Source organism: Actinoplanes sp. DH11, assembly GCF_020873875.1.
In the GTDB taxonomy this organism is placed as follows: domain Bacteria; phylum Actinomycetota; class Actinomycetes; order Mycobacteriales; family Micromonosporaceae; genus Actinoplanes.
Genome location: NZ_JAHWGU010000008.1, coordinates 1 through 12,627, shown reverse-complemented (window position 1 = coordinate 12,627; position 12,627 = coordinate 1). Strand labels below are relative to the sequence as shown.

16 protein-coding genes are annotated in these 12,627 nt (G+C 64.7%); 12 read left to right on the top strand and 4 right to left on the bottom strand.

The features are described from left to right. The first annotated feature begins 93 nt into the window (after nt 1–93). The 4 genes from LPA41_RS13285 to LPA41_RS13270 all read left to right on the top strand — a co-directional run bounded on the left by LPA41_RS13285 (nt 94) and on the right by LPA41_RS13270 (nt 2,140). Entirely contained in the window at nt 94–738 is a 645-nt protein-coding gene (locus LPA41_RS13285; protein ID WP_229070498.1) for a hypothetical protein, read from the top strand. Then, nucleotides 729–950 (top strand): hypothetical protein, encoded by a 222-nt coding sequence (locus LPA41_RS13280; protein ID WP_229070496.1) that lies wholly within the window; start codon nt 729–731, stop codon nt 948–950. Before LPA41_RS13285 ends, LPA41_RS13280 begins: the two co-directional genes overlap by 10 nt. A 60-nt stretch (nt 951–1,010) precedes the next feature. Then, nucleotides 1,011–1,472 (top strand): GNAT family N-acetyltransferase, encoded by a 462-nt coding sequence (locus LPA41_RS13275; RefSeq protein ID WP_229070495.1) that lies wholly within the window; start codon nt 1,011–1,013, stop codon nt 1,470–1,472. Between the two features lie 167 nt (nt 1,473–1,639). Further along, on the top strand, nt 1,640–2,140 hold the full coding sequence (locus LPA41_RS13270; protein WP_229070492.1) for a barstar family protein: 501 nt from the start codon (nt 1,640–1,642) through the stop codon (nt 2,138–2,140). 239 nt (nt 2,141–2,379) lie between these two features. Here the strand turns inward: LPA41_RS13270 and LPA41_RS42955 are convergent, their stop codons facing one another. Beyond that, nucleotides 2,380–3,393 (bottom strand): DUF695 domain-containing protein, encoded by a 1,014-nt coding sequence (locus tag LPA41_RS42955; RefSeq protein WP_229070491.1) that lies wholly within the window; start codon nt 3,391–3,393, stop codon nt 2,380–2,382. On the opposite strand from LPA41_RS42955, the gene LPA41_RS13260 reads away from it, so the two are divergent. The 4 genes from LPA41_RS13260 (at nt 3,383) to LPA41_RS13245 (ending at nt 5,724) form a co-directional block, all read left to right on the top strand. Next, nucleotides 3,383–3,700 carry a hypothetical protein gene (locus LPA41_RS13260; RefSeq protein WP_229070490.1) on the top strand — a complete coding sequence of 106 codons (318 nt, stop codon included), beginning with the start codon at nt 3,383–3,385 and terminating at the stop codon, nt 3,698–3,700. The two genes, LPA41_RS42955 and LPA41_RS13260, sit on opposite strands and share 11 nt — an antisense overlap. A 100-nt stretch (nt 3,701–3,800) precedes the next feature. After that, nucleotides 3,801–4,667, top strand: coding sequence for a LacI family DNA-binding transcriptional regulator (locus tag LPA41_RS13255; RefSeq protein ID WP_229070488.1), 867 nt, complete (start codon nt 3,801–3,803; stop codon nt 4,665–4,667). Between the two features lie 320 nt (nt 4,668–4,987). After that, nucleotides 4,988–5,308: a hypothetical protein gene (locus LPA41_RS13250; protein ID WP_229070487.1), complete on the top strand. Its 321-nt coding sequence runs from the start codon at nt 4,988–4,990 to the stop codon at nt 5,306–5,308. Nucleotides 5,309–5,394: 86 nt separating this feature from the next. Beyond that, nucleotides 5,395–5,724, top strand: coding sequence for a hypothetical protein (locus LPA41_RS13245; protein ID WP_229070486.1), 330 nt, complete (start codon nt 5,395–5,397; stop codon nt 5,722–5,724). Nucleotides 5,725–5,859: 135 nt separating this feature from the next. Here the strand turns inward: LPA41_RS13245 and LPA41_RS13240 are convergent, their stop codons facing one another. Continuing rightward, nucleotides 5,860–6,342 (bottom strand): hypothetical protein, encoded by a 483-nt coding sequence (locus LPA41_RS13240; protein WP_229070485.1) that lies wholly within the window; start codon nt 6,340–6,342, stop codon nt 5,860–5,862. Between the two features lie 131 nt (nt 6,343–6,473). On the opposite strand from LPA41_RS13240, the gene LPA41_RS13235 reads away from it, so the two are divergent. After that, the gene (locus LPA41_RS13235; protein WP_229070483.1) at nt 6,474–7,538 is read left to right on the top strand and encodes a toll/interleukin-1 receptor domain-containing protein; all 1,065 of its coding nucleotides are present in this window, start codon (nt 6,474–6,476) and stop codon (nt 7,536–7,538) included. A 695-nt stretch (nt 7,539–8,233) separates the two neighbouring features. Next, nucleotides 8,234–9,193, top strand: a complete 960-nt coding sequence (locus LPA41_RS13230) for a DUF4238 domain-containing protein (protein WP_229070481.1) — start codon at nt 8,234–8,236, stop codon at nt 9,191–9,193. 84 nt (nt 9,194–9,277) lie between these two features. Here the strand turns inward: LPA41_RS13230 and LPA41_RS13225 are convergent, their stop codons facing one another. Further along, entirely contained in the window at nt 9,278–9,847 is a 570-nt protein-coding gene (locus tag LPA41_RS13225; RefSeq protein ID WP_255689665.1) for a S1 RNA-binding domain-containing protein, read from the bottom strand. 274 nt (nt 9,848–10,121) lie between these two features. Between LPA41_RS13225 and LPA41_RS13220 the strand changes: the two genes are divergently transcribed. Beyond that, complete coding sequence (locus LPA41_RS13220) at nt 10,122–10,583, top strand: substrate-binding domain-containing protein (protein WP_229070477.1); 462 nt, start codon at nt 10,122–10,124, stop codon at nt 10,581–10,583. A 44-nt stretch (nt 10,584–10,627) separates the two neighbouring features. Then, nucleotides 10,628–11,386: a DinB family protein gene (locus LPA41_RS13215; RefSeq protein WP_229070475.1), complete on the top strand. Its 759-nt coding sequence runs from the start codon at nt 10,628–10,630 to the stop codon at nt 11,384–11,386. Between the two features lie 360 nt (nt 11,387–11,746). On the opposite strand, the gene LPA41_RS13210 is transcribed toward LPA41_RS13215, so the two are convergent. After that, nucleotides 11,747–12,415 (bottom strand): hypothetical protein, encoded by a 669-nt coding sequence (locus tag LPA41_RS13210; RefSeq protein ID WP_229070473.1) that lies wholly within the window; start codon nt 12,413–12,415, stop codon nt 11,747–11,749. Between the last annotated feature and the right edge of the window lie 212 nt (nt 12,416–12,627).

Below are 12,627 nucleotides of genomic sequence, written 5' to 3'. Positions count from 1 at the left end.
CTGGCGCAGCCGCCGCCCTTGACCGGGCCGGCGTTCTCGCCCGGAGCGGACGGTTGCCGCGTGCGGCCGCACCGATCCTGACAGGCTTCTCGGATGAGTTCGTTCATACCGGGTCTCGATCGGATGACCCGTACGTTCTGGTGCGTCACCGGCCGCCCGGTCGACCTTGCCTGCGGCGAGCGATGGCTGGCCGCTCCCATGAATGACAGCGAGACGATCGGGGACGCCTGGCTGCGGGATGCCGCGGCTGCCTACGGCGGTGCTGTGCGCGAGCGGGAAGGCGCCGGCCTGTTGACGGACATGTCGCAGCTCGACGGGCCGGGCTTTCAGGCGGATGCGTTACGGCCGGAGATCCGCGACTTCTACGAACACACGTCCGACTGGCGGATGGAGGTGTGGACGCAATGGAACACCGTGTTCTTGCCCGGCGGGGAGTTCGTCGCGCGGTACTTCGGCCGCCGGGTTCAACAGCTGGCCCTGCCGACGAGGCCGCTCGATGTCGCCCTCGGCATGGACAGCAGGGTGGTGACAATCGTGGATGCCGATGACCGGCAGAGGGCGGCAGGGTGGATGCGTACGCTGCGCTCAACCGGCGAGTACGTCTACAGCGGATGCTATCCACCCGGCGACTGCCCGGCGCCGCCCAGCCCAGCGTGCATGTCGCCTTCCCTCTTCCGTACGGCAACGTCCAGGTCTTCCTGCGACCGGAAGTGCTTCCCGGAGGTGCTTTGGAACTGAGTTCACTCGCCGGCCCGTTCGGTGCGGACGGCGCCTACGTCGTCGTGGAGACCCGTGGGCGCACGCATGCCGCACGCGTACCCATCCATGAACGTTTCCGGGTCTATGTCGATGATGAAGGCGTGCTGCGGACCGACCATCTGCTGCGCTTGTGGTCGGCAGCCGTCGTGCGGTTGCATTACAAACTGACCCCGGCCCCGGTGCGGGGCTGACTGCTCCGGCGCGACCGCCGCCGACCTCCCTCACCGGCGCAGGAACGGCAGGATGGGGGAATGGTGCAGATCCGCTCACTCCAAGCCGGCGACAGCACCGCCGTCAGTGACGTCGTAACCCAGTGCCTGCGCGAGATCAACAGCCGGGATTACCCGGAGGAGATCATCGCGCGCATGTGCGCGTATTTCTCTCCGCGGCAGATCGAACGGCTCGGCGAGGAGCGGCAGGTTTTCGTTGCGGTGGACAACGGTACGGTCGTCGGCACCGTCTCCCGTGACGGCAACCGGGTGTTCACGATGTTCGTCCAGCCGCGGATGATCGGCCACGGTGTGGGGCGGCGCCTCATGCAGCACATCGAGACACAGGCCGCGGGCGAGGGATACGACCACATGGAGACCGGCGCGAGCATCACCGCGCACGGCTTCTATCAGCGACTGGGTTACGTCGATGTGCGTACCAGCGAGACCGAATTCGGATTCAACTACATCCTGCGAAAGCCACTGCGCGGGACCAGGGCATAGCAATATCCAATTCCCGGGTGTACGAGTACTGCGGCGCCCTCACGTCTTCTGCGAGTAGCGCATCGGCGTCACCAGGATCGGCCGTCTGGAAAGATCATGGGATGGAGCCGACCCTGTCTGAGTGCCGGCCCCCATGGGTCGTCGTCACACGAGCCGATGACCCGCGGGTGGCTACTGAAGTGACCAGGCTGCGGGAGCGGGAAGGGACCGTTGTGCGGCTCGCGGGTCGTGAGTTGCGCAACCCGGCATCGCTCTTCGCGGTCTTCGCGCGTGAGCTGTCATTCCCCGGATACTTCGGTCACAACTGGGATGCGCTCGTGGACTGCCTGCATGATTGGCACGGGCATGAAACTGCTGGGCAGGGTCTCGCCGTCCTGATTGATGACAGCGACCACCTGGCCGAGGCAGACTTTCTGGGCGTCTTCTTCTCGGTGCTGTGCGAAGCGGGGTGGAAGGCGAATCTCCAGCTTGATGCCGATGGGGTTCCCCACGAGAGTTGGTCGCCCTTCCCCTTGCACTTCGTCTTTCTGCTCACCGAAGTCGCGCCCAGCGCCTTCGCTCAGGGCGCGGCTTCCGGTGCAGACGTCGATGTAGGGCTCGTCGATGGACGGCTCGTCGCGACTCTCGCGGGTATCGAATGGCCGGGAAGTGCCCCGGTCACGCCTTGACGCGTCCAGCGGTCCGATCGCGGCGCGGTGAGTTCATGAAGCTCAAAGCTCGGCATCGAGGATCTCAGCGTCTTCGTCGAGGACGGCCGCGAACTCGTCCGCCGGGATCCTGGCAACGGAGACCTCGCCGAGCTTTTCGGGGGAGGTGATGCTCGGTCCGCCCGTGGCTGAAGACGATCACCAGGGCAATGAAACAAGTAGCCGATGGAAGGGCGATCGCGGCCTCCGGGCGCTGGGTCTCAACGCAGATGCCGGACCTGCTCCCAGTGGGGATCACGGGTCGCCGTGATCTTGACCCGTCCGTGTTCCCAGGAGGCGACGAGTGGCTTCAGCGCGTCCGCGGCCGTCGGCCGGTCGGCGTAGAAATGGGTGGTACGGACCCCGTTCGACGTCTCATGCGCGACCAGGACCACCGTGTCCGCGTGTTCAACGACGTGATCATCCAGTGCGTACAGCGCGGCCAGAGTCGCCTTGGCGGGGAGCCCGTTCTCGTCGCGCCGCGGGTACGGCACGTCCATCCGGATGTGCACGTCATAGCCAGGCCAGCGGGCAGGTATGAGCCGTGTCTGTGCGAGTGCGACCACCGGCTTCCCGGCGACCGTCCCGGACATCGTTCGCCAGCGGGGTGTGCCGTCCCCCGGGCCGGCTTCGGCGACCAGTTCGGCGAGGGCTCGGCCGGTCAGGCTCGGACCGGCCTCGACGCACGTCTCGATACCGCCGATCCAGATCTCTACGGTGTCCTCGCCGAGCAGCCAGTCGAGGATGAGAAAAGTGATCTGACGGCGTGCCCCTTCGGGAAGCGTCGGGAAGGCCGGGTGCCACACCCGCACGTCGACGCAGTCGCGTTCCGCGTCGTGCGCGGCGGCGAAACGGGTGTCGGCCAGGTCGAGGTCGTGCCCGTCGAACACGAGCCCCGAGTCGAGGGCATCCGGCCTGCCCGGGCGTGCGGACGCATATCCGAAGACCTGGTCGGGACCCGGGCCCGCCCGCCGCCACTGCTCGGCCAAGGACCGAAGCTCTGGGTCGCCGACAGCACTGACCACCAGCAGATGCTGCGATGACGTGCCCGCCGTGAACTCCCAGTCCAGCCCGGGATGGATCGCCGTCACCGCGGCACCAAGTTCCTCCACCAGCTGACTGTCCGACCGGCCGCCCAGCATCTCTTCGGCTCGTGTCCGCGCTCCGGCCCACCAGGTCCAGAAGGACTCGATCGCCGTTGCCGGCTCCGCCTTCCATCGCCTCTTGAAGATCACATCGGCAGGCTACGCCCGGTGCTCAGCCGCCCTCACCGGATCTCCCAAGTACCAGGTGTGGGGGATCGCGCCGCCATTCGACTTTTGGGAGTACATCGAGACCATTCCCTCGGAAGACTTCGGCGGCCATGACTTCTCGGAGGGGCGAGTGCCGTACGCATGGAACATGCGCGGGACGGCATTCCAGCACGTGCTCGTGGAATGCGAAACACCCGACGTGTTCCTGGTGCTGGTGCTCGATGTGCCCGGCAACTCAGTGGTCGGACACCATCTTCCGGACCTGAACCGGCTTCATGGCCTTACGTGAGACGCCGGAGGCTTCCCATCGGCCTCGGCGTACTCATGTGTCGCGGGTCCTGAACGGTCGCCCCGTCGGCGCCGCCAGCCGCACCGCCGTACGACGGGCGATGGCCGCCACCGGTTACGCACCGAACCAGCACGCACGCCGCCTCGCCGGTGCGCGCCCCGGGACGGTGGCGTTCCTGCACTGCGTGTCCGGCGATCGGCTGCTCGCCGACGCCAACGTCAACGCCCTGTTGCTCGACTGCCTGCGCACCCTCGGCGAGCGGGACATCATGATGGTCACCCCGGTGGCCGGTGACGGACCACCGGACGCGGCCACCCATACACTTGCCGCCCGGCTCGACGACCCGGTGCTGATGTTCTCCGCGCCGCGCGCGTGCACCGCCGTCGACGACCTCCTCGACCGGCAGGTGCCCGTGATGGCCTGCGGAACACCGCTGGGCCACGAACGCCGCGTCTCCTACGTGAGCACCGACGACCGCGACGGCGCCCAGCAGATCGTCACCCACCTGCGGCAACGTGGACGCCGCCGGATCGCCACCATCACCGGGCCGATGGACCTGCCCGGCGGCGTGCAACGCCTCGCCGGGTACCGCGACGCCATCGGCACCTTCGACCCCGCGCTCGTCGTGCACGGCGACTACACCTACGCCGGTGGGCTGGCCGCGACCGAGCAGCTCCTGCGCCGGGCACCCGACCTCGACGCGATCTTCGCCGCCTCCGATGTGATGGCCGCAGGCGCGCTCGCCGCCTGCGCCCAGGCTGGACGCCTCGTCCCCGACGACATCGCCGTCGCCGGCTACGACGACGCGGCGATCGCCGCCAGGACCACACCCAAGCTGACCACGGTACGCATCCCGTGGCACCGCTACGCCGGCCAGCTGACCAGCCAGCTCCTGCGCCGCTTCGACGGCGACGACCCGTCCGGCGTCATCATGCCCGTCGAACTGGTCGTCCGCGGCTCCACCTGATGCCGCGCAGATTGCCGGAGGACTGGTCGATGGGGGCTGGTGGAGCCCGGGGCAGGAGACGACCCTCATTCCGCACGCCATCGCCGCCTTTTGCCGTGCGGCCGCCGACCAGGCGCAGACAGTCATCGGAGGGGTCGTCTGACCACAGCGACCGTGCCCTACCCCCCACCCGGGACATCAGCCTTGTCGGTGCTGAAACTGCGTGCCTTCTCGGGGCGCAGGATGCTGTACAGGGGCTCCGTCGCTTGGTGAACGGCGCCGCGGACATGCCGGATCGCGGCAGATGAGGACGCCCACCCGGGACCGTGGATCATCAGGGGATGGGCATTCAGGTCGAACTGCGTGTGGCCGGCAAGCGGATACAACGGCTACCGGATCCGGCCGGCGGGTTCTTCGATGCCGCCGGCGACTTCGACCGGCTTATGTTCCATGGGAATTCGACCCTCGGGCTGTTGGGTCGGCTCGATCCCCATGGCGAGACCCGTTTCGGCACGAGCCAGATGCAGCAGCTCGTCGCCGACGTCGATCTGCTGCTCACCCTGGCGAAGGCAGGCGCTGAGCATCGTGGGCTGATACGGCTTCGATCGATGGCGGAGCGCTGCGCAGAGCAGCACGGCGAACTGGTCTTCATCGGCGATTGAGCAGGCCGAACGCGCGATTCGCGGCAGATCAGGGCGTTGACATTCTCGAGATTTGGAAATTGATAGCAATGCGTTACATTGCGACGATGCTGGAGGAACCGCGCGGCACGATGCACGGCTGGATTCTGGGCCCGAATTTACTCCCGTTCGTCGAGAGGATTACCGAGATCACTCGATGCCGGGATGACCTGAGCGCCATCGCTGCGGGTGTCGCTCGCTCGGATGCCGATACGGACGACTGGTTCGATGTTGTCATCGAGGGAGAGACCCGCGTCGAGCTGTATTTCGCAAAGGCGCCGGACGGCGACGTGCTCGTGGACGTGGAGCTTGAAGGGTTGGATCCCGACAACGCGAGCAGGTGTGCCGAACTGCTGGATATCTGCTGCCAGTACCGCCTACTACGCGAAGCGCGCTGACAACTCTCGGAGGAGCACAGCAGGCGCGCTCCCTCGGCACAACCAGCTGTCGCTGTTTGGCCTGGGTTCTACCCGGCGACGACGCCCTATCGGCGGCAAGAGAGTGAGTTCCCCGCGGAGAAAGCAATCCTGGATTCACTCATCAGGTGTGGGCCGACTTGCAACGGGTTCCTGAAGCCGCGCCAGTTCCCGGTTCGGGAAGGGTATGTCGCGCCACGCCCGCCTGTATCCAGCCTCGCCGTGCTGGTCCAGCACGGCTTGGGCCATGTCTGCCGTAGCGGTTACGAAGTCGTCCACGCGGATCCGTCCGGCCCAGCGGCGCCGTGCTCCCAGCCACGGATCCGCCGCATACTCGTCTCGGAGGAAGAGGATTTGGACATAGACCTGTTCGGCCGCTCCGCCGAAGAGGAATACGTGAGCACCAGGTTCGGTGGGCAGCGAAGCGATTGAGGCGTTCGATCCGTTTCGGAGATCGAGTGCGGCACGGAGGAGACTGCGCAAGCCGTCGCCGACGTAGGTGGTACGGAGCTCCAGTAACTCGTCGTCAGCGCCCCAAGTGAGGTTGGCTGACCCAGGACCGACGAGGTTCCACCGCATGGCGAATGCGCCGATGTCCATGTGGAGAGTTTGCCTGAGCAAGGCCAAGGTCGAGAGCCGGAGCCCCTACCTCTTCTCCGCGGCCCTCGAACAGAACGCTGTCAGCGGCAGAAGAGCACACCACCTCAAGTGGCAAGTAGTAGTTTGTCACCATGTCTGCGAAACCGATCTTCATCAGCCACGCGAACGCCGATAAGGAGCTTGTTGATGCATTCGTTGATTACATGCTAGACATTGGCGCGAATGCAGCAAAGGAGGATGTCTTCTATAGCTCCGGCCATTCAGGGTACGGAGCCAATTCCGGAACCGATCTCATGGCGGAAATTCGCGGGCAAATAGCGGAAACTACACTTGTAATTGCGCTCGTTACTCCCATGTACCAGGCGCGTCCAGTCTGCATTGCTGAGCTGGGGGCGGCGTGGGGGCGAGCCGGCAACAATCTCTTCCCGGTCTTGTTGCCCGGCATGTCGCGCGAGGAATTAAAAGGGGTTCTTACACCCATGACGGTCCGCTACATGAATGACGAGGATTTTCTTACCGAATTGCATTCTCGCGCATGTGCAGCAATGGGAAAGAAGCAGGATGTAGCGAGCTTTACCCGCGCTAAGAGCAGATGGCTTGAAGAACTCAAGAGGATTTCGCCAACTCTGCGACGACCGACAGTAGTGACTGAAGCGCAACTCAAGGACTTGCAAAGCAAGCTCGAAGACGCCCAAAATCGCCTAGCTGAAAAAAGTAAGGAAGTCGCAGTTCTTTCTCATCAGATCGGCCTGCTGAAGTCGGCAACAACCGAAGAAGATCGCAAAGAGGCGCTACGCCCAACGGAACCGATCGAGCGCTTCGAGGCCCTTCGGGAGGAGGCCCTCGAAGCACTGCGGGCATTGAACAACCGGGTTGTGCGCGAAGTGATCCGTGCGAAAATTGGAGGATTCTCGGCGGAATACCCCAACATCTTTAATGACCCGAGCGGCGCGGATTTAGTCGCTGAGGCGATCGATGCAGGGCACCTTAAGCGGGACGATGAGGAGCCACTTGAACTCGACGAGAGCTTCCCTAAGGTCGCGACGGCGCTAGAGGCCGTTGAGGCACTTCAGGAGTTTATTGCAGACGCGAATGACGCCTTTGATGAATGGTTCGATGAAGAATTTGAGGGGCTCCCGAAAAAGCTGTCAAGTAAGTTGGTTTGGGATAAAATGTTTCCCCCGTCCCAATTTTGATTAGGGATTATGGCGCACTCACATCGGCTACTTATTTCATTGCTCTAGGACCGCGGCCCGGCCAGGCTTCGGTCTAGACGTCCGGGCTGTCGCTCTCATTTCGGCTATGACAATGCGTCGAACGACGCGCTATCGCCCCGCTGGCGGTGCACCGCTGTGTGATGGCCGACGCCTCACCGTGGTGCCGGCCACGGCGGTGCTGATGGCGAGCGTGAGATCGGGGCGCGGATCGGCCGGTGTTTCAGGGCGCGCGTCCCCTGTCGTTGAGCCAGACTTCACGGAGAAGGCGTCTACCGGCGCAAACTCGGTGCGTTGGTGTTTAGCGCGCTGTGCCTGACGACACGACGTTGAATCGCACCCCGGATGACGGGACGCTGCCCGGCCGCGTTGCGGGTCATGAGTACCCGTCAAACGCCTACCCTGACAAGTGCCGGGCGGCGGTACAACTTCGTGAGGTTCTCCCCCGAGCGATGCCAGCCGCCCGGCACTTCGCACGGGCGCTCAGCACGCTTTATCAGCGGCAAAAGAGGGCGTCAAGGTGGAAGCGAATCCGCCCGGCAGACGCCAGTCCCGTTTCGGGGCAGGCGCCTCCGCTTTAGCGGGGCGGGTCAGTCAATCTTTTAGGTGTCGGGATCCCGCGCTCCGCTATAATCGGACCCTTAACTCGCCGCATTGAAAGACGGAGGATCGGCGAAGTGGGAGAAAACTCCAAGCGATCGGAACACCCGAAGAAGCATCATTTTGTTCCGCAGTTCCAGTTGGAATACTTTGCTGACGACAGACGGCGGCTTGCCGTTCATCGCCTGAATCGTGAGGGTCCCCACCTTGCCTCAGTTACGGATGTCGGGCATCGAAATCTTGGGCACACCTTGTACCGCCCCGGCAAAGAACCCGATCATGTCACCCTAGAAAAGGGCATGTCGGAGATTGAGGGTGCCGCTGCATCCGTAATCCGCGAACTTGTTGGGTCTTCGGCGCGCGAACCTAACGCCGAACAGCGCGAAGTGCTAGCTTGGCTTATCGCACTCCAATGGCAACGCCATCGCCTGCTTCTCGACCTGCTTCACCAGTATGTCCGTCGAGACTACTCCAACGATGCGACTACCAGCGAGGAAGAACTGGCATTCAAGTCCGGGGGGCTACGCGCTATTCTTGCGCAGGTCATCTGGCCATGGCGCAATCGCAGTGATCCTCACGCCAGACCGAAGGATATGTGGAACTCGATCGCCAGTCGATTACATGGCCGGAGCTTTCATTGGAAACTTTTGCGACCGCGTACCCCATCCTTAGTGATCTCCGACAACACGGTATGCCTTAGTGGAGTTGCTAGCGGTCAAGTATTTGAGCTACCTCCGGCTTACGCGCAAATTGGTATCGGTATTGGATTCGACAATTTTCAGCGATTGACCATGCCGCTCACTCCCAGGATTGGTCTGATTATCTCTCGCGACAGCGCCGACCTGAACCGGATAGACTCACGGAAATTCAACCGGTGGACGGTTGGCAACAGTCGCGAATTTGTGGCTCACCATCCTGATTGGGATGCTGTCGCACCGAGCCTCTACGGCGCGGTCATAGGTCACCTTGATGAACAAAGGTTTCTTGCAAAGTATATCTTTCCAGCCTTAACCGCAGGCGGCATGAGCGACGCATGACTGTCTGTTGCGGATGCCAGTATTGCTGCCAGCTCGGTAGAAGAAACGCACTCTCGTCGGCAGTTGAGTGCGTTGGTTCGAGGGTCAGCTTATTTTCGGCAGCGATAAAAGAATGCGTCGCCGGGACACCTCGACATCCGCCACCTGGACTGTCGCTTCCGACCCAAGAAGAACAGTCTCTTGCTGTCCGACTGGAGCCAGTTCGTCGTAGGGCAGCAACCCTTCAACTCCGTCTTCGATCGCCACGAAGACGCCGTGCGGAACGAAGTTGCCAGTCACATGGCCCGTCACCACACTGCCGACCCGGTCCGCCCATGCCATCCAGGGGTTCTCTTCAAGGGCGCACAGCGACAGCAGTGCCTGCCCTCGGGTTTCAGGATCAAGTGCCAGTACCTCGGCGCTGACCCGCTGGCCGAGCGTCACGACCTCATGGGCGGAGGAGATCCACTTCCACGACAGCTCCGGTGGCGGCACGAACCCAATCTCAGGTTCGGGACACCCGTCAAGGTCAACGAACACGCCGAAGTTCTCGATCCTCGTTACCGTCCCGTGGACGACATCGCCAGGGCATAGGGTCGTCAAAAACTGCACTGATACCGAGGAAGGCGATTGGCGGGACACCGGCGAACCATATCGAAGTTCCGCCGGGCGCATTCATCTCGGCAAGATCGCATGTCGGGCTTGGTTAACGCTCGGAAAGTCCCGTCAGGCAAGATCAGGTCTAGTGGCATGGATCGATGTCGCGTACGGTGATCGCTCGTGTCATCCGCGCCTTTCACCAGGCACACCCCGAGACCGAGCTCGACCTGATGCAACTGTTCGACGTTGAGACGGCCGTCGCCGCCCTGCGCTCCGGTGCCATCGACGCGGCCTTCCGCGCGGTGGCCATGCCCGGGCGGCCATTCCCGAGGACATCGCCGGCGTCCGGGTGCTCGACGAACCGCTGCACCTGCTCACCGGCCCGGCCCAGGCGCTGGAGGTGGCCCGGCCGGTGACGCCCGCCCAGCTCGTCGGGCACCGGATCTGGATGCCCGGCATCACCGCCGGCACCGAGTGGGCGGCCTACTGCGACGACCTCGTCGCCGATTTCCGGCTCACCATCGAGGCGCCCGGCCCCAACCTCGGCGCCGACGCGCTGCTCGACACCGTCGCCGACACCCCGGCCCTGGCCACCTTCATCGGCGCGCACACTCGCCTGGTCTGGCCCGCCAGCCACGGCCGGCGACGCATCCCGGTGACCGGCCCCACCCCGGTTTACCCGCATTCGCTGCTCTGGCACCGCGACAACCGCCACCCCGCCCTGGCTGCCCTGCGCGACCACCTCGCCGCCACGAAGACCGGCCACGACAGCCCCGGCACCTGGACGCCGAACTGGGTGCCCCGGACGTAGGCACGGGATAGACGCGGACGAGACGACTGCGCCAGACTGCTGCGATGCCCGCCGACTACACCAACAGTGAGCAGTTCCGTGGTGCCCGCATCCACCTGTCCGACCTGGCCGGCCTGGAGATCCGCGACTGCGAGGTCACCGGTCTGAAGATCGTCGACTGTTACGGCAGCGACGTCTACCTCGGCGGCGACTTCACCCGACTCGTCGTCAACGACGTCGACGTGACCGCCTACGTCGAAGCCGAACTCGACCGGCAGCACCCGGCCAGGGTGCTGGCCCGCGACGCCACGACCCCCGACGACTACCGGGCAGCCTGCCAGGCCGTCGAAACACAGTGGGCGGCGACCCTGGAGCGCGCCCGGCAGCTGCCCGAAGCCACCCTGCAGGAGCGGGTCAACGGCGAATGGTCATTCGTCGAAACGCACCGGCACCTGCTGTTCGCCGGCGACGCCTGGCTCGGCAACGCCGTCCTCGAAGAGCCGGCGCCGTACCACCCGCTGGGCCTGCCGGCCGGCGGGACGCCGCCCGAGGAGGCGGCGAAACTCGGCCTCACCCTCGACGCCACCCCCACCCTCGACGAGGTGCTCGCGCCGCGGCGTGCCCGGATGGCCACGCTGCGCGCCATCGTCGACGGGCTCACCGAGACCGACCTCGACCGGGTGTGCGCCCGCAAGCCGGGCGACCTGTACCCCGACCGGGAATACGTCGTACGCCGCTGCCTCAGCGTGGTGTTGAAGGAGGAAGCCGAACACCACCGCTACGCGGTCCGCGACCTGGCGGCGCTGCAGGCCGGCACGGGGTAGGTCGGAAATCGAACGAGGTGAACGGCTGCGGATCGACGCGAATGATGCGGGCGAGCTCGGCCACCGCACCGGGCCGGTGCACCCGGATCTGTTCGGCCCCGGCCAGCACGGCGGCCGACCTGCCACCGGAGATACAACGACCCCAGCGCCGACACCGCCATCGTCAGATCCGGCCGTCCATCCGTACGGTCACAGGTCGCTACCGCTGGACCTACGCCAAGATGTGGATCACGGTAAAGCCCCACTGGGCCCTGAAGGTGCAGACAGCGGAGAGGAGCGCCCTGCAGGCGATGCTCAACACCTGCTCTTCCTGAAGACGCACCAGCACCGCACCTCATCGCGGCAGATCCGCGTGGCGGATCATGATATGGGCAGAACGGGGCGTACGGGCGTTTCGCCGACGAGATAGCCCTCGTAGACGATCTCGGCCATAGCCGGTTCGCGGTAGGCGGTCGCCAGGGTGATCCAGGACAGGAACGACCCGTAACCGCCGCACAGCGCGCTGCCGCCGTCACCGCCGCACAGCACTGCCGGATCGGTGGTGAATTCCGCCCGATACGGGTCGTCGCCGATGACGAGTCCGAAGAAGTTGGGACGCTGGATCAGCGGGACATCGCCGTAGGGCTCCCCGTCCGGGTATTCGTCGCCCCAGCGAAATAGCGTGGTCGCCCCGGCGCCGCAGTCGTACTCCCACTCGTCCGGCGTCGGCGGCCGCAGACCTCGCCATTGCAACCGGGCCATGACTGATTTGTGGTCGTCCGTGCCGTCGTGCTCGGCCGTCAACAGGGAGTCGGCGTCAACCGAGCGCACCGCAACCAGCCGAGCCGGCAGCGTGGCCCAGCGCGCCGGGGACAAGTGTTCGGCCAGGAAACCGTGAATCGGCTTGGGCAGCGAGAATGCGACTACCGCCTCCTCGAAATCCTGAAGTTGACCAGCGGTCGGAACGAACCGCGCAGGATCGAAGCCGAGCTCCACTGCGCCGCCGGGCACCAGCGCGTATCGCATGCCGTCACGCTCGAACAGTGCCACCCGCCCACTGCGGCTGGCATAGCTGTGAGCACTGACCGACACCAGCGCAGCGCCGACGTCACGGCCAATAGCGGCAGCAACGCGGTGTCAGCGCTTTCTGAAATCTGACCCTCTGCGGGTTCGGGAAAGTTGACCCCACGGACCTGCGGTTATGAGCGGTTGGCGCGTGTTTCTCTGGCGAGGAGTTCTCGCCGGTGACGGGTTCGGTAGGA